Below are 25,875 nucleotides of genomic sequence, written 5' to 3'. Positions count from 1 at the left end.
CAGCGCCGCGCCGGGCAATGCCCTATCGCGCACGGGCGGCGCGGGCGGCGACCAGCTGTCGCATCACCGCCAGATAGGCATCGGCGCCTGCCTCCAGCGTGAACTGCCGGGCATGGTCGGTGGCGGCGGCGGGATCGGGCTGGCCGCGCGGTGCCGCCCCCATAGCCGCCGCCAGCGCCGCCGCATCGCGCACCGGCACGAGCGCGCCGAACCGCCCCTGGCCCAGCAGGTCGCGCATCGACACGCTGCAATCGGTGACGACCATCGCCAGCTGCGCGGCAATCGCCTCGATCACCACGGCCGGCACGCCCTCATAATCGGAGGACATGACGAAGATGTCGGCATCGGCGAGCCATGGCTTCAGATCGCCGACATGACCCGGCATCGACAGCCGGTCGGCAATGCCCAGCGCGGCGGCCCGCGCCTGCAGCATGTCGCGCTCCGGCCCGTCGCCGAGCAGCTTCAGCCGGTCTTCCGCTGCCGCCATTTTCGCAAAAGCCTCGAGCAGCAGCGGAAAATTCTTCTGCGGGGCAAGCCGGCCGATCGCCAGGAAGCGTCGGCCGCCGGCGTGGTGCGGCGCCCGCTGCCGCAGCGTGGCCAGCGCGGCGAGTTCTTCCGCGCGCAGCACCGGATCGTTCACCACGCTGATCCGCGCGGCGGGCACGCCCAGCCGTGCCTCCATCTCGGGCACCATCGCCGGCGCCATTGCGATGAAATGGTCGAGCAGCTGCCCCTGCAGCGCCACCCAGCGGTGATAGCCAAGCCGCAGCAACGGCCCCATGTCGCGCCGTTCCAGATCGTTGCTGATCTTCACCAGCACCGGCGGGCAGGCGCGGCCCAGCGCCAGCTTCACCGCCGCTGCCACCGCCGTATAAGTGTTGCCGGCGCAGAACAGGATGTCGGGGGCCTCCGCCCGCACGATGCCGGGCAGGTGCCGCACCATCCAGCGGATGCCCTGCGCGCGCGCCGCGGACGGATCGCCGGGGATGATGCGCACATCGGCGCCCGCGGCCGCATCGCGCGCGCTGCCCTCGTCGCGGCCGATATAGACCGGCGCTGAAATGCCCATCGCCCGCCACTGCGCATTCATGCGCAAAGCCACCCGCTCCACCCCGCCGGGGTGAAAGCTGTTCAGGAACGTAAGCACCTTGAGCGGTGGGGGAGGGGCGCCGGACACGCGCGCTTCATAGCGCAAGCGCGCCGGCTGTGAAGCGCCGCTTGCCCGCAACCCGCCCTGCGTGCCAGAAGGTGCGCCGACTGTAACGGCGTTGACATATCGGCGTCGCAACGGGGGGTTCATGTCTTTCAGTTCGACAGCAGCGGCAAAGGCAGCCGCGCCGCCGCCCCGCGGGCCGCAGCTTGACCGCCCCGTGCCCGGCCTCGCCCGCTGGCTTTTCCTGGGCACTCTGGTGGGCGGCTTTGCCTATGCGCTGCTCTCGGTGCTGGGCGATACGCAGTCGGTGGGTGAGCAGATGGGCGGCGCGGTGATCGCGTTTCTGGTCGTCGCGCTGCTCATCGCCTTGGGCTTTGAATTCGTGAACGGCTTTCACGACACCGCCAATGCGGTGGCGACGGTCATCTACACCCATGCAATGCCGGCGCCGCTGGCAGTATTCTGGTCGGGCCTGTTCAATTTCCTGGGGGTTATGTTCTCCAGCGGGGCGGTGGCCTATTCGATCATCACGCTGCTGCCGGTCGAGCTGATCCTGAACGTGGGCAGCAATGCCGGGTTCGCCATGATCTTTGCGCTGCTGCTGGCGGCAGTGCTGTGGAACGTCGCGACCTGGTATGTCGGCCTCCCCAATTCGTCGAGCCATGCACTGATCGGCTCCATCCTGGGCGTGGGTTTCGCCAACCAGATCATCGCCGGCGGCACCAGCGGCACCAGTGGCGTGGACTGGAGCCAGGCGCAAAAGGTGCTGTCGGCGCTGCTGGTCAGCCCGATGATCGGCTTTTTCGGCGCGATCCTGCTGCTGCTGGCGATGCGCGCGCTGCTGCGCAATCCCGCGCTCTATCGCGCGCCGGAAGGGGAGGCGCCGCCGCCCACCGGCATCCGCGCGCTGCTGATCTTCACCTGCACCGCCGTTTCCTTCACCCATGGCAGCAATGACGGGCAGAAGGGCATGGGGCTGATCATGCTGATCCTGATTGGCTGCGCGCCGACCGCCTATGCGCTCAACCGCACGCTGGACGATGCGCAGACGCCCAAGCTGGTGGCGCAGGCGGAAGCGGCTGCCGGCGCCTTTGCCGCGCATGGTGGCGATGTCCGCCTGCCGCTGGCCAGCGCGCGCGACCAGCTGGCTAGCGCGTTGAAGACCAAATCGGCGGAAGGTGCTGAAATTCAGGCAGCACTTGCCACGGTGTCGCGCGAAACCGCGCGCGCGCTGCGCACCGCCGGCACGATGGCGAAGCTGTCGCCCGGCACCATACAGAGCGTGCGCACCGATATGTATCTGGCGCTTGATGCGTCAAAGCTGGCGCTGAAGGCGCCCAACGCGAAGTTCACCGAGACGGAAAAGACCGCGATCACCGATTATCAGCACGGCCTGGAAGGGGCGACCCGCTATATCCCGATGTGGGTGAAGGTGGCGGTCGCGATCGCGCTGGGGCTGGGCACCATGGTGGGGTGGAAGCGCATCGTGGTGACGGTGGGCGAGCGCATCGGCAAGTCGCACCTTACCTATGGCATGGGCGCGGTGGCCGAGCTGGTGACGGCGATGACGATTACGCTGGCCGAGCGTTTCGGCCTGCCGGTGTCGACCACGCATATCCTGTCGAGCGGCGTGGCCGGCGCCTCGGTGGCCAATGGCGCCGGGCTGCAGGCGCGCACCATCCGCAACATGGTGCTGGCCTGGGTGATGACCCTGCCGGCGACGATTGCGCTGTCGGGCGGGCTTTACTGGCTGTTCCTGACGGTGGCGCGCGCCATCGGCACCGCCTGAGCCGCTCAGCCCGCGCGCAGCAGGGTGAGCCGCGCCTTGCCATGGGTGCGGGTGGCGTCGGCGGTGAAGCCGGCAACCTGAACCTCTTCATCGGCGGCGGTCTCGATGCTGATCCAGCTGCCCGCGCTCACCCAGCCCAGCCGCGCCAGCTTGTCGAGCGCGACGGCACCCGCGCCGGAACGATAGGGCGGGTCCATCAGGATCAGGTCGAGCGGTGCCGGCGCCGGGCCGAGCGCCATGACCGAGACGCCGCGCACATCGCCCGTCGCGCCCAGCCGCGTGAGATTGGCACGCAGCGTATCGAGGGCGGCCCGGTCCTGCTCGACGAACAGGCAGGATGCCGCGCCCCGCGACAGCGCCTCGATCCCGAGCGCGCCTGAACCGGCGAAGAAATCGCCCACCGCCAGCCCCTCAAAACTGCCAAGGCGGCTGGTGAGCATGGAGAACAGCGCCTCGCGCGTGCGATCAGCGGTGGGGCGGGTGGTATCGCCCTTGGGCGCGGCGAGCGGGCGCCCGCGCCAGGTGCCGGCAATCACCCGCATTACTTGCCCCGCGGACGCGACGGTCGCGCATCGCCCGGGCGACGGCGACGATTGCTGGCGGGGCGCTGTGCGCGGCCGAGCTTTGCGGGCGCGTCGCCATCGGCCGGGCGGGCATGGCGGGTCGGCCGGCCGGGTTTCGCGGGCGCGCGCTTTGACGCGGGGGCATCGCCATTGGCGGGGCGGGGTGACAGCCGCACCCGGGGCTTCGCCGTGCCCGCCGACGGCGTTTCATCGGTTCGGGCGCGCGGCTTGGGCGGCGCGCGCTTGGGTTCCGGCGCGACCGGCGCCTCGCCCAGCGGCCGGGGGGCGGCGCGGCGGCTCTGGCGGCCGGCGGGTTTCAGTGCTGGCGGTTCGGCGGCGGGGCGGCGCGGATCGCGGCGAAAGCCGATCACGTCATGCTGGCGCACCTCGCCGATCTCTCCCGGCGCCAGATCGCCGAGCAGGAACGGGCCATAGCGCGTGCGGATCAGCCGCGAGACGCGCAGGCCCAGATGCTCCAGCACGCGGCGTACTTCGCGGTTCTTGCCCTCGGTCAGGATCATCTCGATCCACACATTCGCACCGGTGCGCCGTTCGAGATTGGCGTTGATCGAGCCATAGCGCACGCCCTCGATCTCCACCCCCTCGATCAGTTCCTCAAGCTGGGCCTGGCTGACCTGGCCATAGGCGCGCGCGCGATAAGCCCGCTCGACGCCGGTTGCCGGCAGCTCCAGCTGGCGCTTGAGCTCGCCATCGGTGGTGAGCAGCAGCAGCCCCTCGGTATTGAGGTCGAGCCGCCCGACCGGCATCAGCCGGGGCAGATCGTCGGGCAGCGCATCGAAAATGGTGCGCCGCCCCTTGGGATCACGCTCGGTGACCAGCAGCCCGTTGGGCTTGTGATAGAGGAACAGCCGCGCCGGCGCCGGGGCCGCGACCGGCTGGCCATCCACCGTCACCCCGGCGAGCGAGGGCAGCACCATGGCCGGCGTGGTGAGCGCGGTGCCGTTCAGCGCCACGCGCCCCTCGGCAATCATCCGCTCGATCTCGCGGCGCGAGGCGATGCCGGCGCGGGCGAGCAGCTTGGCAATGCGCTGGCCGGATCGGCCGTCTTCGGAAGGCGTGGGGTCTGCCATCGCGTGCGCATAGCGCGAAGCCGGGGGCGGTGCCCAGCCTCATTGCCACATTTATCACCAACATTGCCTCTGGATTGGCCACAATCACTTCCCATCTTGGGCGGATGGGCGCGGGTAATGCCCGGCAGGGAGGCCATGGGTTCGATGTTGTTCGCCAGAAAGAAGCCGGTGCTGCAGCGCGTGCTGATCGTGGAGGATGAGCCGGTCACCGCGTTCGATACGCAACATCTGCTGAGCCATGAAGGCTATGGCGTGGTTGCCACCACCGACACCGCGGCCAGCGCCGTCGCGCTCATCGAAAGCGGCGCGACGATCGATCTGGTGGTGGCCGATATCTGCCTGGCCGATGGCACCGGGCTGGAGGTGGCACGCGCGGCCCGGGCGCGGCAGGCGCGCACATTGTTCGTGACGACCAAATGCCCGCCCGAAGCACAGGACGTGGCCGATGGCTGGCTGGCCAAGCCCTATCGCCAGCGCGACCTGCTCGCTGCGATCGGCGTCATCGAACAGGTTTCAAAGGGCGACCGGCCCCAGCGGATGCCGCGCGGCTTGACCCTGTTCGAGCCTGGGGCCTGCCCCTAAAGCCGGGCTTCGACCATGTCGTGAAAGCGGCGGATGCCGGTTTCCAGCGTGCCGAGCGTAATCTGGTCGATCGCGCCCGCGCTCAACCCCTGCTGGCCCAGTTCGGCAGCGCGGAAATCCTCCGCCGCGAAGACGCGCCCGTCGAGCAGCGCCCAGCTGCGTTCCCAATGGTCGCGTGCCTTGTCGCTTTCGGGCGGGGCGGGGATCAGCATGAAATCCTCCACCAGCACCTCGCCCGCTGACTGCGGCATCATCACCATCAGGTTGATGTAATCGGGGCTGACGATCAGCACCGTGCCGGGAAACAGCTGATAGGTATAGGTGATCGCCGCGCGCAGCTGGCCCCAGTCGCCCTGCGCCGCCGCGATCAGGTCGGCCTCGCGCCCCACGGCAGAGCGCTGATGCACGCCGATTGAGTCGCCGGTGGTGACGCCGTCCTTGAAGAATTTGCCGATCGTCTCCGAATGCAGCCGCTGGACGTGATAGCTCTCCAGAAACGCGTCCATGATGAGTTTCCAGTTGGCCTGCACGCGGTGGGTGCGGCGGCGGAACAGATGCTGGTCGGCGAGCGCAAAGGCGTCGAAATCGGCCCCCAGCGCCAGCGGCTCGGCAAAATCGGCGCCCTCGTCAAACGCGAACCAGATCAGCCCGCCCGCCTCCACCGTGGGCAGGCGCTTCAGGCCGAAATCGCCCTTGTCGAGGCCCGGGAAGGTCTCCGGCCGGGGCAGCGCGGCGAGCGCGCCATCAAGGCGATAGCTCCACGCATGATAAGGGCAGACCAGCCGCCGCGCACAGACGGGCTCGGTCCCCTCCACCAGCCGGGTTCCCCGGTGCCGGCATACGTTCAGGAACACATGCGCCGTGCCACCGGCATCGCGGGTGACGAGCAGCGGCTTGCCGAACCCGTCATGCGGCACTGCCATATTGGCCGCCGGCAGCAGGGCCGAGGGCGCAATGACCAGCGGCACGCGGGCAAAGATCCGCGCCTGTTCCGCCGCATGGCGCGCCTCGCTCACATAGGCGTCAGCCGCGACATGGCAGATGCCGGCGGTGGCCCGCGTTCCCCCCGCCGCCAGCGCCTGCGCCAGCGCCAGCTGGCCGGGGGTGGGCTTCAGCCCCTGCGGTGCATGGACGTTCATGGCTTTCCCTCTCTCGTTTTCCCGCTAGTGTTGCGCCGATTGGTGAAGGGAGCAAGCGTTGCGCGAAGAGGGGCTGTGGGCAGGGGTGAAGCCCTATTTCGACAAGGCACCGCTTGCCGCCCTCGCGCTCGGCATTTCGTCGGGCTTTCCCTATGCGATGATCGGCGCGACGCTCACCACGCGGCTGGCGCAGGATGGCATCGACAAGAAAACCGTCACCGCGTTCAGCCTGGCCTTTCTGGTCTACAATCTCAAATGGCTGTGGGCGTGGGTTGTCGATGGCGTCCGCCTGCCGGTGATCGGCGCGATGGGGCAGCGGCTGTCCTGGCTGATCGTGGCCGGCGTGCTGGTGATGGCTGCAGTCACCAACCTGGCACTGGTGCAGCCGGACAAGGCCGATATCTGGCCCACTGTGATCGCCGCAATCATGGTCGGCATCGCGGGCGCCACCTTTGACATTGTGATCGACGCCTATCGCATCGAAGTGCTCGCGCCACATCAGCTGGGCGTGGGTGCGGGCATGTCGCAATATGGCTGGCGGCTGGGCTCGGCGGGGGCGGGAGCGCTGGCGCTTTATGTCGCGGCGCGGGCCGGGTGGCACAATGCCTATCTGCTGTGCGCGGTGTTCGCGCTGCCGGCGATGGTCGCCGGGTTGCTGCTGGGTGAGCCCGAACGGCACCGCCCCGCCGCGCGCACCGGCCCGCGCGGGGTGGGGGCAGCGGTGATCGAACCGCTCCGCCAGTTTCTGGAGCGGCCCGGCGCGATGCTGATCCTTGCCTTCATCCTCATCCACAAGGTGGGCGACACGCTTGCCAACCTCACCTTCCGCCTGTTGTTCGACGATCTGAAATTCACCAATGACGAGATCGCCTTTTACGATGTGTGGATCGGTTTTCTGGCCTTTCTGGTCGGCATCTTCGTCGGCGGCGTGCTCTATGCGCGGCTGGGGATGAAGCGGTCGGTGCTGCTGTCGCTGGTGCTGATGATGCTCACCAATCTGAGCTTTGCCGGGCTTGCTCTCGCCGGGCACAGCAATCTGGGCATGGCCGCCGCGATCGGGTTCGAGAATTTCGCCAGCGGCATCGGCGGGGTGTGCGTGGTCGCCTATTTCTCCGCGCTCACCGATGTGCGCTTCACCGCGTCGCAATATGCGCTGATCTCGGCGGCGGCGAGCATCTTCGGCCGGCTGCTGACCGGCACCACCGCCGGCGCGCTGATCGACGCGATGGGCTATGTGAATTTCTATCTGCTGACGACGGTCGCGGCGCTGCCGGGCGTGCTGCTGTTCTGGTGGATGAGCAGAACCGGGCTGGTGGACCGCTCGATGGGGATTGCGGGCGTGGACCCGGACAAGCCGGATTAATCCGGCAACATCCCGTTTTCGGCGAGCACTTCGCCCGCCAGATAGAGCGAGCCCAGAATCAGTACGGCGGGCGGCGCGGCCGGATCGGCGCCGGCGCTGATCGCGCGGAGTGCATCGGCGACGGTGGCGTGGGCCGCCGCCGCGACGCCGGCCTGACGCGCGGCCGCGGCCAGTTCCTCGGGCGGGTGACAGGCATGATCGGCCACCGGCACCGCGTGGAGCGCGCGCGCGACGGGTGCAAAGGCGGCAAGCAGCCCCGGCGCATCCTTGTTCGCCAGCATGCCCAGCACCAGGTGAAGCGGCCGTTCGCGCGCCTCGGCCCGCGCGGCGAGGCTGATCGCCGCGGCCGCCGCCGGATTATGCCCGCCATCCAGCCACAGCGCGCTTCCCGCCGGCAGCAGCGCGAGGAGCGGCCCGCGATCCAGCCGCTGCATCCGCGCGGGCCAGGTCGCGCCCAGCGCCGCCGCCGCCAGCGCGTGCTCCGGCACATTGAGCGGCTGCTGATGCCGCAGCATCGCCACCGCCAGCCCCAGATTCTGCGCCTGATGCGCGCCGGGCAGGCGCGGCAGCGGCAGGGTGAGCGACCCTTGCGCATCGGCATAGGTCACCGCGCCCTCATCGGCCGAGACGGACCAGTCACGCCCCATCGCCATCACCGCCCCGCCGGCGCGGGCGGCGACGCCCGCCACCACCGCGACAATTTCGGGCGGATAATCCATCGTCACCAGCGGCACCGCTGCGCGGGCGATGCCGGCCTTTTCCGCCGCGATCGCCGCGACGGTGTCGCCCAGAAACTGCTGATGGTCGAGGCCCAGCTGCGCGATGCCGGTGGCGAGCGGTGCCGCGATCACATTGGTCGCGTCCAGCCGCCCGCCCAGCCCGACCTCGATGATGCAGGCATCGGCCGGGTTGCGCGCAAAGGCCAGGAAGGCCGCCGCCGTCGTCACCTCGAAAAAGCTCGCGCCAATATCGCCGCCGGCGTCCAGCACCTCAGCCAGCAGCGGCGCCAGCGCATCATCGCCGATCAGCTGCCCGGCAATGCGGATGCGTTCGTTGAAGCGCACCAGATGCGGGCTGGTATAGGCATGCACGCGGTGGCCGGCCGCCTCCAGCGCGGCGCGCAGAAACGCGCAGGTCGACCCCTTGCCATTGGTCCCGGCGACGTGGAACACCGGCGGCAGCCGATGCTGCGGGTCGCCCAGCCGCGCGAGCAGCCGCTCGATGCGGTCCAGCCCCAAAATGTCGGCGCCGGGGGAAAGCGCCCACAGCCGGTCAAGCTGGGCCTGCACCGCGGGCGAGGTGGAACGGGCGTGGTCCGGCATGGTGCGGGGCGGCGTGGCGCGCGGCGCTAGGCCGCCTGCTTCGCGCAGAGATAGCCGATCAGCCTTGCCAGCGTTTCCGGCAGCTCGCGGCGCGGGGTGATCATGTCGATCATGCCGTGCGCCAGCAGATATTCCGACGTCTGGAAATCGTCGGGCAGCTTTTCGCGGATCGTGTTCTCGATCACGCGGCGCCCGGTAAAGGCCAGCGTCGCGCCGGGCTCTGCAATCTGCACATCGCCCAGCATCGCATAGGCCGCCATCACCCCGCCCGAGGTGGGATCGGTCAGCACCACGATATAGGGCAGGCCGGCATCGTGCAGCATCTGGATCGCCACGGTCGAGCGCGGCATCTGCATCAGGCTCAATATGCCTTCCTGCATGCGCGCGCCGCCCGATGCGGTGAAGATGATATAGGGCGCCTTGTCGGCAATCGCGGCTTCCACGCCGGCGACGAACGCCTCGCCCACGGCCAGGCCCATCGATCCGCCCATGAAGGCGAAATCCTGCACGCCCACCACCGCGCGATAACCGCCGATCAGCCCGCGCGCATTGACCAGCGCGTCGCTTTCATTGGTGGCGGCGCGGGCGGCGCGCAGCCGGTCGGCATAACGCTTCGAGTCGCGGAACTTCAGCGGGTCCTCGGTCACCTTCGGCGCCGGCAGCTGCTGCATCGATCCGGCATCGAACAGCTGCGCGAAGCGTTCCTTCGGGCCGATCCGCTCATGGTGCTGGCAATGCGGGCAGACATGGAGATTGTCGGCCAGTTCCTTGGTGAACACCATCTGCCCGCATCCCTTGCACTTGTGCCAGAGATTGTCGGGGGTTTCGCGCTTGGAAACCAGGGACAGCGCGTTGCGGACGCTCGACAGCCAGCTCATGCGCCATCCCTTTGCGCGTTGTGGACGGCTTGCGCAAGCGCGGCGGTGAAGGCGCGCACGGGTTCGGCCGCATCGGCACCATGCGCGGCGACCAGCTCGACCAGGGCGGAGCCGACCACCACGCCATCGGCCACGCGGGCAATCGCCTCGGCCTGTTCGGGCGTGCGCACGCCAAAGCCGACCGCAACGGGCAGGTCGGTCTGGCTTTTCAGCCGGGCAACCGCCTCCTCGATGCTGGCTTGTGCCGCCTGTTGCAGCCCGGTGATGCCGGCGACCGAGACATAATAGAGAAAGCCGCTCGCCCCGTTCAGCACGGCGGGCAGCCGGGCCGCGTCGGTAGTTGGGGTGGCGAGGCGGATGAAGGCCAGGCCGTGCGCGGCAAGCGCGGGGGCGAGTTCATCCTCCTCGGGCGGCAGATCGACGCAGATCACGCCATCGACGCCTGCCTTCGCAGCCGTATGCGCGAACCAGTCGCCCCCGCGCCGCAGCATCGGGTTGGCATAGCCCATCAGCACCAGCGGCACATGGGGGTGGCGCGCGCGGAAACCGGCGGCGATCGCCAGGATGTCGGCCGTGGTCGTGCCGGCGGCGAGGCTGCGCAGGTTCGCCGCCTGGATGGCGGGGCCATCGGCCATCGGATCGGTGAACGGCATGCCGAGTTCGATCACGTCGGCGCCGCCTTCGACGAGCGCATCGAGGATCGCAGGAGTGGGGCCATCGCCCGCCGTCACGAAGGTGACGAGTGCAGCCCGGTCGGCGGGGAAAGCGGTGGCGAGGCGGGTCATTGAAACCAACTACGCACCCTTGGAACGGCAAGGCTTATCGGAGCTGTCAGAAAAGAAGCGGCTGCAATTCGATCAACTAGTTTCATAGCCAAGTCTCTTCGTTCTGAATTCAAGTCTGTCGTGCCACATAAATCCAATGTGAATCGCCCACAGGGGCCAAGATCGGAAATATCTGGCTCAATCGCCCACTCGACCGCAGATCTACCAATCGCCCAGATCATAGCGAGTGATAAAAACAAGCCTAAAGTTAAGATTAAAGTGCGACTCTTGAGGGCATCGCGAGCATACTCACGGGGCAACTTTAATTTCATTTGGTTGACGACAAAGGTCCAGATGCTTGCAGCTAAAAAAATAGCGGCGAGGACGTTATAAGCCGGCGCACTTGATGAGAGATTTAGAAGCTGAGTTGCAAACCAGACACAGAAAACGGTTAGTGCCGCAACGACGGCTGCTGTAATCACACGGAATCTCAACGAGTCGCTCACAGCGCCGTCCCCAACGCCTCGGCAACGGTGAAGATGTCCTTGTCACCGCGCCCGCACAGGTTGGCGAGGATGATCTGGTCGTCGCGCATCGTCGGGGCGATCTTGGCAACCGCCGCGATGGCATGCGAAGGCTCCAGCGCGGGGATGATCCCTTCGGTGCGGCAGAGCAGCTGGAAGGCGTCCAGCGCCTCGCCATCGGTGGCGCTGGTGTAATCGACGCGGCCGATATCCTTCAGCCACGCATGTTCCGGCCCGATGCCGGGATAATCGAGCCCGGCCGAGATCGAATGCGCCTCGGTAATCTGGCCGTCCTCGTCCTGCAGCAGATAGGTCTTGTTGCCGTGCAGAATACCCGGCGCGCCGCCGGCCAGGCTGGCGGCATGCTGCTTGTCGAGCCCGTGCCCGGCCGCCTCGACACCGAGCATTTTCACGCCGGCATCGTCCAGGAAGGGGTGGAACAGGCCGATCGCGTTCGATCCGCCCCCGATTGCCGCCACCAGCAGATCGGGCAGGCGGCCGGTGCGGGCGAGCATCTGCGCGCGCGCCTCGCGCCCGATCACGCTTTGAAAATCGCGCACCAGCTCGGGGTAAGGGTGCGGGCCTGCCGCCGTGCCGATGATGTAAAAGGTATCGTGGACGTTCGCGACCCAGTCGCGCAGCCCCTCATTCATCGCGTCTTTCAGCGTCGCCGCACCGCTCGTCACCGGGCGGACTTCGGCGCCGAGCAGCTTCATGCGGAACACATTGGGCTGCTGCCGCTCGATATCGCGCGCGCCCATATAGATGACGCAGGGCAGGCCAAAGCGTGCGCAGACGGTGGCGGTGGCCACGCCGTGCTGGCCCGCGCCCGTCTCCGCGATGATCCGCGTCTTGCCCATGCGGCGGGCGAGCAGGATCTGGCCGATGCAATTGTTGATCTTGTGCGCGCCGGTGTGATTGAGCTCGTCGCGCTTGAACCAGATTTGCGCGCCCATGCCCTCGGGCGCACCCTTGCGCAGTTCCTCGGTCAGCCGCTCGGCGAAATAGAGCGGGCTCGGGCGGCCGACATAATGTTCCAGCAGATCGTCGAACTCGGCGGCAAAGCTCGGGTCGGCCTGCGCCGCGCGATAGGCACGGTCCAGCTCCAGGATCAGCGGCATCAGCGTTTCGGCGACATAACGGCCGCCATAATCGCCGAAATGGCCGCGCTCATCGGGCTGTGCCCGGAAGGAATTGGGTGCGTTCATAACTGCTGCGCGGCTTTAAGGAATGCGGCGATCTTGTCCACATCCTTGATGCCCGGCGCGGTTTCGACGCCGGAGGAGACATCGACCAGCCGCGCGCCCGACTGGGCGACCGCCACCGGCAGCACTTCAGCCGTCAACCCGCCAGACAGTGCCCAGGGCAGCGGCGAGCGGAAACCGCGCAGCAGCTCCCAGTCGAACCGCACCCCCATGCCGCCGGGCAGCGCGCCATCGGGCGTCTTGGCATCATAAAGGATCAGGTCGGCGGCCCCGGCATGGTCCGCCGCCGCCGCCAGATCGGCACGCTGGCGCACCGCGACCGCTGCCCATATCCGCCGGCCCGTGCGCGCCCGCAATGCCGCCAGCCGCGCGGGCGTGGCGCGGTGAACCTGCAGCGTATCGAGCCCGGCGGCGGCAATTGCCGCATCGACCAGCGCGTCATCGGGATCGACGAACACGCCCACCCGGCCGACATGGCCCGGAATGCGCGCGGCGAGCGCGGCCGCCTGCGCAACCTCCAGATGGCGCGGGGAGGGCGGATAGAACATCAGCCCGACATGCGCGACCCCGCCGCCGATCGCCGCATCCAGCGTCTCCGGCGTCGACAGGCCGCAAATCTTTACCTGCACGGGCATCGCCGCCACATAGGCGCGCGTGGCCGCCAGCGGAAGGGCCGGGGTTGAGCGCCTGGCTAGAACAGCCCCGGCACGAAGCGCTTCACCCGCGCGCGATACGCGTCATAGGCGGCGCCGAACGTGGCGTGCAGCACGCGCTCCTCGCTCATCACCCGCATATAGGTGGCAAAACCGTAAACGGGGACGGCCAGCACAAGTTGCAAAAAATGGCCATAGGCGATGGCCATGGCCAGCATGAACAGCGCGAGCGCGACATAGATGGGGTTGCGCACCAGGGCGAAGGGGCCGGTGGTGACAAGCGTGCCGTCGCCGCGCGTGCGGGCAACCAGCGCCCAGTTGCGTCCCATCGCGCGCGACGACCAGTGGAACAGCGCCACCGCCGCCAGCATCAGCAGCAACACCACCGCGCCGTCGATCAGTGCGCGGGCAGACCAGAAATCGAGCGTGCGGTTTATCGGGCCGAAGCCGGCGATGAAAATGCCCACGCCCTGCAGGATGATCCAGGGAATTGACCGCGCATCGCGCTTGCCGCCGCTGACCGCCGGCACGGTCGCCCGCTGGCGGGCGGCGAGCAGCGCGATGAGGAACAGGGCGAGGCCCAGCCCAAAGGCGAGCAGCCCCGGCAATCCGACCGGCATCGAGATCATGGCTGCGCTCCAGCTGTTATACTGAAGTAATACAGATAATGCAGCGTCTGCGCAACCCGGCTCAGCGGGGGTCGCGCTGCCATGCCTGGAAGCGCTCGACCGCTTCGGAGCGGCGCAGGATGCGCGCGGCGGGGTCGAGCACGACATGGGCGGCGTCGGGCACGGCCAGCGTCGCGCGGCCGCCCGGCATCTCGATGCGGTTCACCTTGCCGTCCAGCTCGACCTCCACCGGCATGGGGAAGGGGCCGCCGGCGACCCATTCCAGCGTCATCTGCCCGCCGCGCCGTGTCATCACCAGCTCGGGCAGCGCGGCGCGGCGCAGATAGGCGTCGAAGAACCAGCCCAGATCGCGCCCCGCCGTCCTGGCGACGATCTGCTGGAACTCGGCGGTCGTGGCATAGCGCGGCTGGAAATTGCCCGGGCGCGGATCGGGCCGGCCATAGACCAGCCGCGTCGTGCTCTCGAAAAACGCGTCGTCGCCGATCAGCCAGCGCAGCGTGTGCAGCACCCAGGCGCCCTTGTAGTAAATGTCGGGGCCGGGGCCGCCATTCTTGATCTCGTAAACCTCTTCCTCGGTGCGGCTCTGGCCGGAGACCATCGGCGCGCGGTTCTCGATCCGCCCCCGGATGGCAGACATCATCGCGGCATAGCGCGCCTCGCCCTCGCGCCAGCGGCCATAGAGCGGCTGCATGTACTGGGCGAACCCCTCGTGCAGCCAGTAATCGTCCCAGTCGGCCGCGGTCAGCTGGTTGCCGAACCATTCATGGCTCAGCTCGTGCTGGAAAATCTGGTCGAACCCGTCGATCGACTTGCCATAGCCATTGCCATAGGCGTTGATCGTCTGGTGCTCCATGCCCAGGTGCGGCGCTTCGACCACGCCCACTTTCTCGTCGCCAAAGGGATAGGGGCCGATCACGCTTTCCATGAAGTCCAGCGCGGGCGCGAATTCGGCGAACAGTGCCTCGGCCTTGGCGCGGTTGCCGGCCAGATGCCACAGCTGCATCGGCACCGAATTGCCATAGCGGCTTCGGTACGGCGCGGTGATCAGCTGGTACGGCCCCGCATTGATGGCGATGCCATAGCTGTTGGGCTGTTTCACCCGCCAGTGCCAGCGGCTGCGCCCGCCCGACAGCTTTTCGGTATCGATCAGCACGCCATTGCCCGGCGCCACCAGCCCGCGCGGCACGGTGATGCGCAGGTCGACCAGCCGGGGCTCTCCCTTGGGAAAGTCCAGGCACGGCCAGAACAGGTCGCAGCCATAGCCTTCCGCCGTCGTCGCCACCCAGGGTTTGCCGTCGCGGGTGCGCGTCCATACAAAGCCGTCGTCCCAGGGCGGGTTGACCGCGACATGCGGCGTGCCGGCATAGTCGATCCGCGCGTTCACCTGCTCGCCGGCGGCGGCCGCGCGCGGCAGGGTGATGGTCAGCCGCCCTTCGGGATTGCTCCACGCGCCCGGTTTCAGCGTCTGGCCGTTGATCGCAACGCCGCGCACCGGCAGGTTGCGGTCAAGGTCCAGCACCAGCCGGTCGAGCGGCGCGCGCGCGGTGAAGCTCAGCACCGCGCGGCCGCTGATCGCCTGTTTCTCCGGAAACACTTCCAGCGACAGGTCGGCATGGTCGAACTGCAGCTTGGCCTGGTCGGGGTCGACCGGTCCGCCCGAACGCTCGGTCTGCTTGGTCAGCGGCGGCAGGCCCTTGGGCGGTGCGGGCGGTGGGGATGCACCAATTGTCAACAGGCTTGCGGCAGCCAGTAGCCAAAGCCGATTGATGCGTGCTGTTTCCGTCCCATATAGATGGAAAGTTACGCGCCGGATCGGCGCCGCCGGAGATCGCATGAAGACCGTTTATCCCGTATTGCCGCTGCGCGACATCGTCGTTTTTCCGCACATGATCGTGCCGTTGTTCGTCGGCCGCGACAAGTCCGTCGCCGCGCTGGAAGCCGCGATGGGCGAGACCAAGGAGATTTTCCTGGTCGCCCAGCTCGACCCGGCCGAGGACGATCCCGGCCGCGAGGACCTGTACGATATCGGCGTCACCGCGCATGTGCTCCAGCTGCTGAAGCTGCCCGATGGCACCGTGCGGGTGCTGGTGGAAGGCAAGCAGCGCGCGCGGCTGGCGCAGATGCAGGATGATCGCGGCCATCTGGTCGCCGAGGTCGAGCTGATCGAGGCCGAAGCGGGCGACGACACCACCGAGCAGAACCGCGAGACCGCCGGGCTGATGCGCTCGGTGGTCGACCAGTTCGAAAATTACGCGCGGCTCAACCGCAAGCTGCCCGCCGAAACCACGGTGCAGCTGGCCGAGATCGACGATCCGTCGCGCCTTGCCGATTCGGTGGCCGCCAACATTCAGGTGAAGGTGGCCGACAAGCAGGCGCTGCTGATGGAGCGCGATCCCCAGAAGCGGCTGGAAATGGTGTTTGCCTTCATGGAGGGCGAACTGGGCGTGCTGCAGGTGGAAAAGAAGATCCGCAGCCGCGTGAAGCGCCAGATGGAGAAGACCCAGCGCGAATATTACCTCAACGAACAGCTGAAGGCGATCCAGCGCGAGCTGGGCAATGAGGGCGAGGAGGGCGAGGGCGACGAAGTTGCCGAGCTGACCCACAAGATCGCCACGCTGAAACTGTCGAAGGAAGCGCGCGGCAAGGCGCAGAGCGAGCTGAAGAAGCTGAAGACGATGGCGCCGATGTCGGCGGAGGCGACCGTCGTGCGCAATTATCTCGACGTGCTGCTGGGCCTGCCCTGGGGCAAGAAATCGAAGCTGAAGCGCGACATTGCGGCGGCGCAGGCGATCCTGGACCAGGATCATTATGCGCTGGAAAAGGTGAAGGACCGGATCGTCGAATATCTGGCGGTGCAGGCGCGCACCAACAAGCTGAAAGGCCCGATCCTGTGCCTGGTCGGCCCGCCGGGCGTCGGCAAGACCAGCCTTGGCAAGTCGATCGCCAAGGCGACGGGGCGCGAATTCGTCCGCCAGTCGCTGGGCGGCGTGCGCGACGAGGCCGAAATCCGCGGCCACCGGCGCACCTATATCGGCTCGCTGCCCGGCAAGATCGTGTCGAACCTGCGCAAGGCGGGCAGTTCCAACCCGCTGTTCCTGCTCGACGAGATCGACAAGCTGGGCCAGGATTTCCGCGGCGATCCGGCCTCTGCCCTGCTCGAAGTGCTGGACCCGGAACAGAACAACAAGTTCCAGGACCATTATCTGGAAATCGATATCGACCTGTCCGACGTGATGTTCGTGTGCACCGCGAACACGCTCAACCTGCCGCAGCCTTTGCTCGACCGCATGGAGATCATCCGGCTGGAAGGCTATACCGAGGATGAGAAGGTCGAGATCGCCGAGCGCCACCTGATCGCCAAGCAGGTGGAGGCGCACGGGCTGAAGGAGGGCGAGTTCACGCTCACCAACGAAGGGCTGCGCGCGCTGATCCGCTATTACACGCGCGAGGCGGGCGTGCGCACGCTGGAGCGCGAGATTGCCAAGCTCGCCCGCAAGGCGCTGCGCCGCATTCTGGAGGGCAAGGCCGAGCAGGTCGTCATCACGCCCGACAATCTGGCTGATTATGCCGGGGTGCAGAAGTTCCGCTTCGGCATGAGCGAGGAAGAGCATCAGATCGGCGCCGTGACGGGGCTTGCCTGGACCGAGGTGGGTGGCGAATTGCTGACCATCGAAAGCGTGACCGTGGCCGGCAAGGGCGGCATCAAGACCACCGGCAAGCTGGGCGAGGTGATGAAGGAATCGGTCGAGGCCGCGCTCAGCTTCGTCAAGGCGCGCGCGCCGGCCTATGGCATCAAGCCCAGCATCTTTGCGCGCAAAGACCTGCACATCCACCTGCCCGAAGGCGCGGTGCCGAAGGATGGCCCGTCGGCCGGCATCGGCCTCGTTACCTCGATCGTCTCGACGCTGACCGGTGTGCCGGTGCGGCGCGACGTGGCGATGACGGGCGAAGTCACGCTGCGTGGCCGGGTGCTGCCGATCGGGGGTCTGAAGGAAAAGCTGCTGGCGGCGCTGCGCGGCGGCATCAAGACGGTGCTGATCCCCGAGGAAAACCGCAAGGACCTGGCCGAGCTGCCCGCCAACATTCTGGAAGGGCTGGAAATCGTGCCGATTCGCCATGCGGACGAGGCATTGAACCTCGCGCTCACCCAGCCACTGGTCGCGATCGACTGGAGCGAGGCGGACGAACTGGCCGCGGTGCCGCCGCCGGGGATCACGTCGCAGGGCGCGGTTCCCCACTGAGGGGAACCGCGTCCAACGCCGTCTCAGGCACTTAAATGTGCCGGCCGTCCCGCGCCAATGATGAATTTCTTTTGACAGACTTTGGACGTTCCGCCTTATTTGTCGGCCGGCAGCCGTGCGACTCAATCGCCGCGCGGCTGGATCGACAAAAAGCACAGATCATCGGGGGATTAGGGGAATGAACAAGCAGGAGCTGATTGGCGAGGTTGCCGATCTTTCTGGTCTGACCAAGGCGGAAGCGGGCAAGGCGGTGGAAGCGGTGTTCGGCGCGATTTCGGCCGCGCTGGCCAAAGGCGATGCGGTGCGGCTGGTGGGCTTTGGCACCTTTTCGGTGAGCAAGCGCAAGGCTTCGGTCGGCCGCAATCCGCGCACGCGTGAGCCGATGCCGATCAAGGCGTCGTCGCAGCCCAAGTTCAAGCCGGGCAAGGGACTGAAAGACTCGGTCAACTAATCTTGTGCGACAAAGCGGACGGCCGGGGCTGGACAAGCCTTTGCCGCCCGCTTAGAGGGGCGCTTCTGTTCGCCGGGCAACCCCCGGCACATCCGGATTATCGAGGTCCGGGCGCGTAGCTCAGTGGTAGAGCACTGTGTTCACACCGCAGGGGTCGCAAGTTCAATCCTTGCCGCGCCCACCATCACCAGAAACCCGGGGTCGCTTACGGGCGCTCCCGGGTTTTTTATTGCCTCCGCCCATGCCGACGCAACTTCTCATCGCCACTGCGCGATGGTAACAGCGCGCCCATGGCCCGCTTTCCCGGGCCTGGGGAACAAGGGGCAATGCTGCACAGTTTTGCAGCCTGGATGCGCGGGGTGGCCGTCCGGCTTCCCGCCAATGCGCTGGTTGCGGCCATGCAATGGCTGCTGCTGGCTCTGTTGGCATGGCAGCTGGCGCGGCTGGCCTGGGCGCTGGCCACGCCGCTGGCGCCGTTGGGCAATGCGGCACCGGGCGCGCCGGCGTCGGCGGCGCTGCTGGGGGATTTCGATCCGTTCTTCCGCCTGCAGGCCCCGGCGCCGCAGGCCCCGGCACAGGTTACCGCGCTGAAGCTGACGTTGTTCGGCATCCGCCTGAACGAGGCAAGCGGGCGGGGCGGCGCAATCATCGCGGGCGAGGATGGGGTGCAGAAAAGCTATGCCGTGGGCGAGGAAGTGATGCCCGGCGTGGTACTGAAGGCGGTTACCTTCGACCATGTCACGCTGACGCGCAACGGCGCGGACGAGGACCTGTTCATCGATCAGTCCGCCGGCGGCACCAATGCCGCATCGCCCGCCGGCATGCCGGGGGCGATGCCGGGCGTGGCGACGGCCCCGCCGCCGGGGGCGGCAACGGGCGGCATGATGCCCGGAGCGTCAGGGCGGATCGGGATGACGCTGCAGAAGCTGCGCAGCGAGATCGGTTTCATCCCCCGCATCGACAATGGGCGTGTTACGGGGCTGGTGGTGCGGCCGCAGGGATCGGGTGCGGCGTTCCGGCAGGTAGGATTGAAAGAGGGGGATATCGTGACACAGATTGCCGGACGGCCGGTCAGCAGCCCGGGCGATTTCGATGCGCTGAGCGGCCAGCTGGCCAAGGGCGGCGCCATTTCGCTGACGGTGGAACGCGGTGCCGAGCTGCTGCCGCTGGTCATTGCCGTGGACGCGCAATGAAGCGGCTGGTTCCTCTTGCCGCCTTGTGGCTGGCGGGCGTGGGCCAGATGGCCGCGCCGATCGCGGCGCAGACGACGCTCAACGTGCGCGACGCCGATATCCGCGCCTTCATTGCCGATGCGGCAAAGGTGACGGGGCGCACCTTCATCATCGACGCGCGCGTGCAGGGCAAGGTGACGGTGGTCACCGACCGGCCCCTGTCACGCTCTGAATATTTCGAGGTGTTCCTGTCCACCTTGCGCGCAAACGGGCTGGTCGCGGTGCCGACGGCCAATGGCGCCTTTCGCGTCCAGCCGGTGGATGGCGCCGCCACGCAACCCAGCCGCGTGGGCGGTGTGGCGCGTGCGGACCGCAACAGCCTGGTCACCGAAGTGGTGCGGCTGCATGCGATCGATGCGACCACCGCGACCGAAACGGTGCGCGCGTTGATCAGCCCGCAGGGCGCGCTGACCTCCAATCGCGGCGGCAATTCGATCGTGATCGTCGACTTTGCCGACAATGTCCGCCGCATCCGCGAAGTGCTGCGCCAGATCGATACCGACAGCGCCTCCACCAAGGTGGTTGCGCTGAAAAATGCCGGCGCGCGCGAAATCGCCACCGCGCTGCAGGCGCTGGTGCAGAATAACGGCGCCAATGCGAGCGGTCAGAGCGTGTCGGTGGTGCCGGTGCAAAGCTCCAACGCGGTCGCCTTGCGCGGTGATGCGGCCACGGTTGCCCGGCTGGCAGAGGTTGCCGCCGATCTCGACAAGCGCGCCTCGCTCGGCACCGAGGTGAAGGTGCTGTTCCTGCAAAATGCCGATGCCGAGCAATTGCTGCCGGTGCTGCAGCAGCTGGTCGGCCAGCAGCCCACTTTGCCGCAGCAGACGCAGCTTTCGCAGCAGGGCAATAGCAGCTTTGGCGGCTCGGGCTCCGCCGCCAATGCGCGCAACATCGTGCCACCCCAGGCGCAGCAATTTCCGGGGCAACAGGGAGGCGGCGGGGGCGCGAACCCCAATGCCCAGCCGGCCATCGTGGCGGAGGGCGGGCGCACCGCTGCCGTCGTCACCCGCTTTGTCGGCGCCAACGCCATCGTCGTGGCCGCACCGGCCGAAGTGCAGCGCCAGCTGGCCGAAGTGGTGCGCCAGCTCGACACCCGGCGCGAGCAGGTGCTGGTCGAAGCGATTGTCGCCGAAGTTTCTGACCAGACGGCGAACCGGCTGGGCCTGCAATTCCTGGTTGGCTCGCTGGGCGGCTCGGGCATTCCCATTGCCTCCACCACCTTCCAGAATTCGGCGCCCAATCTGCTCAGCATCGCCGGCGCGGTGGGCGCGCGCCAGCTCAACCGCACCACCACCGTGGTCAACGGCAACACCACCGTCACCACGACCAACAACGCGATCAGCGACCAGCTGGCGCAAAGCGCGATCGGGCAGATTCTGGGCGCCTCGGGCGGTTTTGGCGGCTTTGCGACACGCATCGGGCGCGACGGCGTGTTCGCCGGCATCATCAACGCGGTGAAAAGCGACACCACGTCGAACCTGCTGCAGGCGCCGCATGTGGTGACGCTGGACAATCTGCCGGCGCGCATCCTGGTGGGTCAGGAAGTGCCGATCACCACCGGCCAGGCGCTCAGCCAGAATTTCGACAATGCCTTCCGCACCGTGCAGCGCGAAAATGTCGGCATCCAGCTGGAAGTGCGGCCGCAGGTCAATTCGTCGGGCACCATCAAGCTGTTCCTACGCCAGCAGGTCAGCTCGATCGCGGGGCCGGTGTCTCAGGACAATAGCGACCTCATCCTCAACAAGCGCGAGGTGGAAACGACGCTGACCGTGGACGACGGCCAGATCGCGGTGATCGGCGGCCTGCTCGACGATAACGAGCGGCGCACGCTGGAGCGGGTGCCGTTCCTGGGCGACATTCCGGGTCTGGGCCTGCTGTTCCGCTCGCGCGCGAAAACGCGGACGAAGACCAACCTCATCATCTTCATCCGCCCCACCATCCTGCGCACGGCAGAGGATTCGCGGCGGCTGGCCGAGCAGCGCTATGGCTATGTCCGTGTCCAACAGGGGCTTAACAATCCCAACACCGAACCCAGCATCGACCAGCTGGTGCGCGACTATCTGAACGCGGAGCCGCCACTGCCGGCGCCGGGCAAGCCGGGCAGCATCGAAGACCCCCGCATCGCGCTGCCTGTGATGCCGCAGGCGGGGCAGGGTGCAAAGCAGCAGGAGACACCGCCAAAGTGAATTCCGGTGTCCACGAGATGCTCCACGAAGCGGCCCGGCTGCCGGCGGTGCCCTATGGCTTTGCCCGGCGGTTCGGGGTGGTGGTGGAAGAGGACGATGCCGGCGCACCCGTGGTGGCGTTCCGGAACGGCAGCGACCCGACAGTGCTGATCGAGCTGCGCCGCCACCTTCAGCAGCGCTTCACCGTGCGGCGGCTGACGGCGGAGGCGTTCGACCGGCTGCTGTCAGACCATTATGCGATGGACGGGCAGGCAGCAGCGGCCGCCGCCGGGTCGCTGGGGCTGGGCGACGAGCTGGACCTGATCGCCGGCAACCTGCCCACGGCCGAAGACCTGCTCGACACTGCCGATGACGCGCCGGCGATCCGGCTGATCAACGGCATCATCGCCGATGCCGCGCGCAGTGGCGTGTCCGACATTCATATCGAGCCCTATGAATCGGGGCTGGTGGTGCGGATGCGCATCGATGGCGTGCTGCGCGAGACGCTCAGAATGCCCGCCCATGTCGCCCCGGTCATCGTCAGCCGGGTGAAGGTGATGGCCAGGCTGGACATTGCCGAACGCCGCTTGCCGCAGGATGGCCGCATGGGCCTGTCGCTCGCTGGCAAGGCGCTTGACGTGCGCGTCTCCACCCTGCCGAGCCGGGCGGGCGAGCGCGTGGTGCTGCGCATTCTCGACAAGGACAATGCCGGCATTGACCTGGACGCGCTGGGCATGAACCCGGCGATCAACACCATGCTGCGTTCGGCGATTTCCGAACCCAATGGCATCGTGCTGGTGACCGGGCCGACCGGCTCGGGCAAGACGACCACGCTCTATGCCGCGCTCCGGCTGCTGAACGATGGCACGCGCAACATCCTGACGGTGGAAGACCCGGTCGAATATGCGGTGGAGGGCGTGGGGCAGACCCAGGTCAACCCCAAGGTCGGCCTGACCTTCGCTGCCGGCCTGCGCGCCATCCTGCGGCAGGATCCCGATGTGGTGATGGTGGGCGAAATCCGCGACCGCGAGACGGCGGAGATCGCGGTGCAGGCCTCGCTCACCGGGCATCTGGTGCTGTCGACCGTCCACACCAACGACGCGGTCGGCGCGATCACCCGGCTGCGTGACATGAAGATCGAGCCGTTCCTGCTCGCCTCCACCCTGCGCGGGGTGATTGCGCAGCGGCTGGTGCGCCGGCTGTGCCGCGAATGCCGCCGCGCGGTGCCCGCCTCTGCGCCGGTTGCCGCGCTGCTGGGCATCGACGTCGGCACCACCATCTATGAGCCGCAGGGGTGCGACCAGTGCGGCCAGACCGGCTATCGCGGCCGGATCGGCGTGTTCGAGGCGGTGCGGGTGGATGACACGATCCGCCGGCTGATCAACGATGGCGCCGACGAGGCCGCCATTGCCCGCCACGCCTTCCTCCACAGCCAGACCCTGAGCAGCGCCGCACGTGCGCTGGTGCAAGCCGGGCTGACCACGCCTGAGGAAGCGGTGCGCGTATCGCGCGTCGATATGGCCGATGCCTGAGTTCGACTATCTGGCGATCGACACGCAGGGCCGCGAAAAGCGCGGCGCCATCCGTGCCGACAGCCAGCAGGCGGCGCGCGACCTGCTCGATGCACGGCGGCTGTTCGTCGTGCGGGTGGAGCCGGGCCGGCCGCCGCTGGAAAAGCGCACGCCCTCGCTGCTCTCCCGCATCGGCCGCGGCCGGATGAGCGGGCAGCAGCTGACGCTCTTCACCCGCCAGCTGGCCACGCTCGCGCAGGTCAGCCCGCTGGAGGAAAGCCTGCGCACCATCACCCGCCAGACCGAGCAGCCGCATGTGCAGGCGATTGTCGGCCGCGTGCAATCGGGCGTGGTGGAAGGGCGGCGGCTGGCCGAAGCCATGGCGCGCGAGCCCAAAAGCTTTCCGCCGCTCTATGTCGCGATGGTCTCTGCCGGGGAGAGCGCCGGCTCGCTGCCGACCATCCTGGAACGGCTGTCCACGCTGCTGGAGCGGCAGGCCGAAATCCGCGCCAAGCTGGTGACGGCGCTGGCCTATCCCAGTGTGCTCGCGCTGGTGGCGATGGGCGTGGTGGCGGCGCTGATGATCTTCGTCGTGCCGCAGGTGGTGGAACAGTTCGATACCGTTGGCCAGCAATTGCCGCTGCTCACCCGGGTGGTGATTGCGATTTCCGCCTTTCTTGCCGGTTACTGGTGGGCGGTGATCATCGCGCTGGTGCTGGCGGGCGTCGCGGCGCGTTTTGCGCTGCGCCAGCCGGCGATCAAGCTGGCCTTTGACAGTATATTGCTGCGCACCCCGTTCATCGGCCGGTTGCTGCGCGATCTGCATGCGGCGCGGATGGCGCGCACGCTGTCCACAATGGTGGCCAGCCGGCTGCCGCTGCTGGAGGGGATGGCGCTCACCACCGGCACCATCCACAATGCCCGCCTGCGCCAGGCCAGCGACGAGATTACCGACGCCATCCGCCAGGGTGGCAGCCTGTCCGCCGCGATGCGCCGTTCGGGGGTGTTTCCGCCGCTGCTCACCTATCTTGCCGCATCGGGCGAGGCGGCGGGGCGGCTGGATGAAATGCTGGAGCGCGCCGCCGACTATCTGGAGCGCGAGTTCGACCGCTTCACCGCCACCGCGCTGTCGCTGCTGGAACCCGCGATCATCGTGCTGATGGGCGGCGTGGTGGCAACGATCGTGCTCGCCATTCTGCTGCCCATCCTGCAGCTCAACACGCTTGCCGGCCAATGAGGAAACGCCATGTCACCGCCTGAACCCGCCAACCACCGCCGCCGGCGCCGCGAGGCCGGCTTCACTCTGGTCGAGCTGATGGTGGTCATCCTGATCATCGGCCTGCTGGCGACGATCGTGGCCTTCAACGTGCTGTCGCTGGGCGAGCAGAGCAAGGTGCAGAAGGCGCGCGCCGACATCGGCACGATCGAACAGGCGCTCGACCTCTACAAGCTGCAGCAGGGCAGCTATCCGGCCGCGCAGGACGGGTTACGTGCGCTGGTGGTGGCGCCCGCCGGCATCACAGACCCGGCGCGCTATCCGCGTGGCGGCTACATCAAGAAACTGCCGCAGGACCCCTGGGGGCATGATTATCGCTATCGCTTCCCCGGCGCGCATGGCGATGTCGACATCTGGAGCCAGGGTGCCGATGGGCAGGATGGCGGCGAGGGCGACAATGCCGACATCACCAGCTGGGACGCCAGCCGGAAGCCATGATGCGGGCCGCCGCGCCACACCAGCGGGGTTTCACGCTTCCCGGGCGTTCCGCCCAACAGGGCTTCACGCTCTTGGGGCGTTCCGCCCAACAGGGCTTCACGCTGATCGAGCTGATGATCGTCATCACCATCATCGCGCTGATGTCGGCGCTGGTGGTGCTGGCGCTGCCCGATCCGCGCGGCCGGCTGATCGACGAGGCCGAGCGTTTCGCCGCCCGCGCCCGCACCGCGCACGATCTGGCCATTGTCGAGGGACATTCGATCAGCCTGTGGGTGAGCCGCGACGGCTATGGCTTTGAACGGCGCGAGCGCGGCAGCTGGGTAGCGATCGACCAGCGCCCGCTGGTTCAGGCCCGCTGGGCCGGCGGCGTCGCGCCGGCGCTCGCCGATGCATCGGGCCGCGCGCGCGTGACCTTCGATTCAACCGGGCTGGCCAGCGCGCCGCTGGTGGTCGATCTGCGCCGTGATGCGATCACCACGCGCGTGACGATCGGCAGCGACGGACGGGTAACCGTGAATGGCTAGGGCATCGGGCTTCACCCTGCTGGAAGTGATGGTCGCGCTGGTCGTGTTCAGCCTGGCCGCGCTCGCGCTGATCCGGCTGGAGGGGCAGGCGATCCGCACCGTCGCCCTGCTCGACGATACCGCGCTGGCGCAGCTGGTGGCGCACAATGTCGTCGTTGACAGCATTACCGACGTGCGCGTGCCGCCGCGCGGCGAAACTGCCGGCACGGAGACCAATGGCGGCCGCAACTGGGCCTGGAAACGCCAGGTGCAGCCGCTGGGTGACCAGGGCGCGTTCCGCATCGACGTGACGGTGCTGGGCGCCGATGGCGCGGTCGCCGGCCGGCTGACCGCGGTGCGCCCGCCGGCGGTGCCACCCCGGGCGCCCGCGCAAGGGGCCGCG

The 25,875-nt window shown here is 67.8% G+C and carries 24 protein-coding genes and 1 tRNA gene; 13 read left to right on the top strand and 12 right to left on the bottom strand.

Annotation, left to right across the window (positions count from 1 at the left end; all coding sequences use genetic code 11):
• Positions 1–22 precede the first annotated feature (22 nt).
• Positions 23–1,195 carry a glycosyltransferase gene (locus tag K2Y03_RS01720; protein WP_294087752.1) on the bottom strand — a complete coding sequence of 391 codons (1,173 nt, stop codon included), beginning with the start codon at positions 1,193–1,195 and terminating at the stop codon, positions 23–25.
• Positions 1,196–1,298: 103 nt separating this feature from the next.
• On the opposite strand from K2Y03_RS01720, the gene K2Y03_RS01715 reads away from it, so the two are divergent.
• The gene (locus K2Y03_RS01715) at positions 1,299–2,942 is read left to right on the top strand and encodes an inorganic phosphate transporter (RefSeq protein WP_294087751.1); all 1,644 of its coding nucleotides are present in this window, start codon (positions 1,299–1,301) and stop codon (positions 2,940–2,942) included.
• Positions 2,943–2,947: 5 nt separating this feature from the next.
• Here the strand turns inward: K2Y03_RS01715 and rsmD are convergent, their stop codons facing one another.
• Both rsmD and K2Y03_RS01705 read right to left on the bottom strand, forming a co-directional pair.
• Complete coding sequence (rsmD, locus tag K2Y03_RS01710) at positions 2,948–3,484, bottom strand: 16S rRNA (guanine(966)-N(2))-methyltransferase RsmD (protein ID WP_294087750.1); 537 nt, start codon at positions 3,482–3,484, stop codon at positions 2,948–2,950.
• Positions 3,484–4,596 carry a pseudouridine synthase gene (locus K2Y03_RS01705; RefSeq protein WP_294087748.1) on the bottom strand — a complete coding sequence of 371 codons (1,113 nt, stop codon included), beginning with the start codon at positions 4,594–4,596 and terminating at the stop codon, positions 3,484–3,486. The genes rsmD and K2Y03_RS01705 overlap by 1 nt, the downstream gene beginning before the upstream one ends.
• A gap of 135 nt (positions 4,597–4,731) precedes the next feature.
• On the opposite strand from K2Y03_RS01705, the gene K2Y03_RS01700 reads away from it, so the two are divergent.
• On the top strand, positions 4,732–5,178 hold the full coding sequence (locus tag K2Y03_RS01700; RefSeq protein ID WP_367114743.1) for a response regulator: 447 nt from the start codon (positions 4,732–4,734) through the stop codon (positions 5,176–5,178).
• Here the strand turns inward: K2Y03_RS01700 and K2Y03_RS01695 are convergent.
• Complete coding sequence (locus tag K2Y03_RS01695) at positions 5,175–6,317, bottom strand: aromatic ring-hydroxylating dioxygenase subunit alpha (RefSeq protein WP_294087747.1); 1,143 nt, start codon at positions 6,315–6,317, stop codon at positions 5,175–5,177. The two genes, K2Y03_RS01700 and K2Y03_RS01695, sit on opposite strands and share 4 nt — an antisense overlap.
• A gap of 58 nt (positions 6,318–6,375) precedes the next feature.
• On the opposite strand from K2Y03_RS01695, the gene K2Y03_RS01690 reads away from it, so the two are divergent.
• Positions 6,376–7,680 carry an MFS transporter gene (locus tag K2Y03_RS01690; protein ID WP_294087746.1) on the top strand — a complete coding sequence of 435 codons (1,305 nt, stop codon included), beginning with the start codon at positions 6,376–6,378 and terminating at the stop codon, positions 7,678–7,680.
• On the opposite strand, the gene K2Y03_RS01685 is transcribed toward K2Y03_RS01690, so the two are convergent.
• From K2Y03_RS01685 to K2Y03_RS01650, 8 genes are all read right to left on the bottom strand, one after another.
• Positions 7,677–9,002 (bottom strand): bifunctional folylpolyglutamate synthase/dihydrofolate synthase, encoded by a 1,326-nt coding sequence (locus K2Y03_RS01685; protein ID WP_294087745.1) that lies wholly within the window; start codon positions 9,000–9,002, stop codon positions 7,677–7,679. The two genes, K2Y03_RS01690 and K2Y03_RS01685, sit on opposite strands and share 4 nt — an antisense overlap.
• A gap of 26 nt (positions 9,003–9,028) precedes the next feature.
• On the bottom strand, positions 9,029–9,880 hold the full coding sequence (accD, locus tag K2Y03_RS01680) for an acetyl-CoA carboxylase, carboxyltransferase subunit beta (RefSeq protein ID WP_294087744.1): 852 nt from the start codon (positions 9,878–9,880) through the stop codon (positions 9,029–9,031).
• Positions 9,877–10,665: a tryptophan synthase subunit alpha gene (gene trpA / locus K2Y03_RS01675; protein WP_294087743.1), complete on the bottom strand. Its 789-nt coding sequence runs from the start codon at positions 10,663–10,665 to the stop codon at positions 9,877–9,879. Before trpA ends, accD begins: the two co-directional genes overlap by 4 nt.
• On the bottom strand, positions 10,662–11,150 hold the full coding sequence (locus K2Y03_RS01670) for a hypothetical protein (protein ID WP_294087742.1): 489 nt from the start codon (positions 11,148–11,150) through the stop codon (positions 10,662–10,664). Before K2Y03_RS01670 ends, trpA begins: the two co-directional genes overlap by 4 nt.
• Positions 11,147–12,376, bottom strand: a complete 1,230-nt coding sequence (trpB, locus tag K2Y03_RS01665) for a tryptophan synthase subunit beta (RefSeq protein WP_294087741.1) — start codon at positions 12,374–12,376, stop codon at positions 11,147–11,149. Before trpB ends, K2Y03_RS01670 begins: the two co-directional genes overlap by 4 nt.
• Positions 12,373–13,008: a phosphoribosylanthranilate isomerase gene (locus K2Y03_RS01660; protein WP_294087740.1), complete on the bottom strand. Its 636-nt coding sequence runs from the start codon at positions 13,006–13,008 to the stop codon at positions 12,373–12,375. Before K2Y03_RS01660 ends, trpB begins: the two co-directional genes overlap by 4 nt.
• Positions 13,009–13,064: 56 nt before the next feature.
• On the bottom strand, positions 13,065–13,655 hold the full coding sequence (locus K2Y03_RS01655; protein ID WP_294087739.1) for an isoprenylcysteine carboxylmethyltransferase family protein: 591 nt from the start codon (positions 13,653–13,655) through the stop codon (positions 13,065–13,067).
• Positions 13,656–13,716: 61 nt separating this feature from the next.
• Positions 13,717–15,387 carry a M1 family metallopeptidase gene (locus tag K2Y03_RS01650; protein ID WP_294087738.1) on the bottom strand — a complete coding sequence of 557 codons (1,671 nt, stop codon included), beginning with the start codon at positions 15,385–15,387 and terminating at the stop codon, positions 13,717–13,719.
• A 100-nt stretch (positions 15,388–15,487) separates the two neighbouring features.
• Between K2Y03_RS01650 and lon the strand changes: the two genes are divergently transcribed.
• From lon to gspI, 10 genes are all read left to right on the top strand, one after another.
• Positions 15,488–17,896, top strand: a complete 2,409-nt coding sequence (gene lon, locus K2Y03_RS01645; RefSeq protein WP_294087737.1) for an endopeptidase La — start codon at positions 15,488–15,490, stop codon at positions 17,894–17,896.
• A gap of 178 nt (positions 17,897–18,074) precedes the next feature.
• Entirely contained in the window at positions 18,075–18,347 is a 273-nt protein-coding gene (locus K2Y03_RS01640; protein WP_294087736.1) for an HU family DNA-binding protein, read from the top strand.
• A gap of 109 nt (positions 18,348–18,456) precedes the next feature.
• Positions 18,457–18,531, top strand: a tRNA-Val gene (locus K2Y03_RS01635).
• 142 nt (positions 18,532–18,673) lie between these two features.
• On the top strand, positions 18,674–19,540 hold the full coding sequence (locus K2Y03_RS01630) for a type II secretion system protein N (RefSeq protein WP_294087735.1): 867 nt from the start codon (positions 18,674–18,676) through the stop codon (positions 19,538–19,540).
• Entirely contained in the window at positions 19,537–21,765 is a 2,229-nt protein-coding gene (gene gspD / locus K2Y03_RS01625) for a type II secretion system secretin GspD (RefSeq protein ID WP_294087734.1), read from the top strand. The genes K2Y03_RS01630 and gspD overlap by 4 nt, the downstream gene beginning before the upstream one ends.
• Positions 21,766–21,782: 17 nt before the next feature.
• Positions 21,783–23,276: a type II secretion system ATPase GspE gene (gspE, locus tag K2Y03_RS01620; RefSeq protein WP_294087862.1), complete on the top strand. Its 1,494-nt coding sequence runs from the start codon at positions 21,783–21,785 to the stop codon at positions 23,274–23,276.
• Entirely contained in the window at positions 23,269–24,492 is a 1,224-nt protein-coding gene (gene gspF, locus K2Y03_RS01615; protein WP_294087733.1) for a type II secretion system inner membrane protein GspF, read from the top strand. Before gspE ends, gspF begins: the two co-directional genes overlap by 8 nt.
• Before the next feature lie 9 nt (positions 24,493–24,501).
• On the top strand, positions 24,502–24,969 hold the full coding sequence (gspG, locus tag K2Y03_RS01610; RefSeq protein ID WP_294087732.1) for a type II secretion system major pseudopilin GspG: 468 nt from the start codon (positions 24,502–24,504) through the stop codon (positions 24,967–24,969).
• A 71-nt stretch (positions 24,970–25,040) separates the two neighbouring features.
• On the top strand, positions 25,041–25,493 hold the full coding sequence (locus K2Y03_RS01605) for a GspH/FimT family pseudopilin (RefSeq protein WP_294087731.1): 453 nt from the start codon (positions 25,041–25,043) through the stop codon (positions 25,491–25,493).
• On the top strand, positions 25,486–25,875 hold a 390-nt coding region (gene gspI / locus K2Y03_RS01600), incomplete at its 3' end, for a type II secretion system minor pseudopilin GspI (protein ID WP_294087730.1). The genes K2Y03_RS01605 and gspI, both read left to right, overlap by 8 nt.

The organism is Sphingomonas sp. (assembly GCF_019746015.1).
GTDB lineage: Bacteria > Pseudomonadota > Alphaproteobacteria > Sphingomonadales > Sphingomonadaceae > Sphingomonas.
Note: the sequence above shows the minus strand (reverse complement) of the source record. Positions and strands in the feature narration are given on the sequence as shown.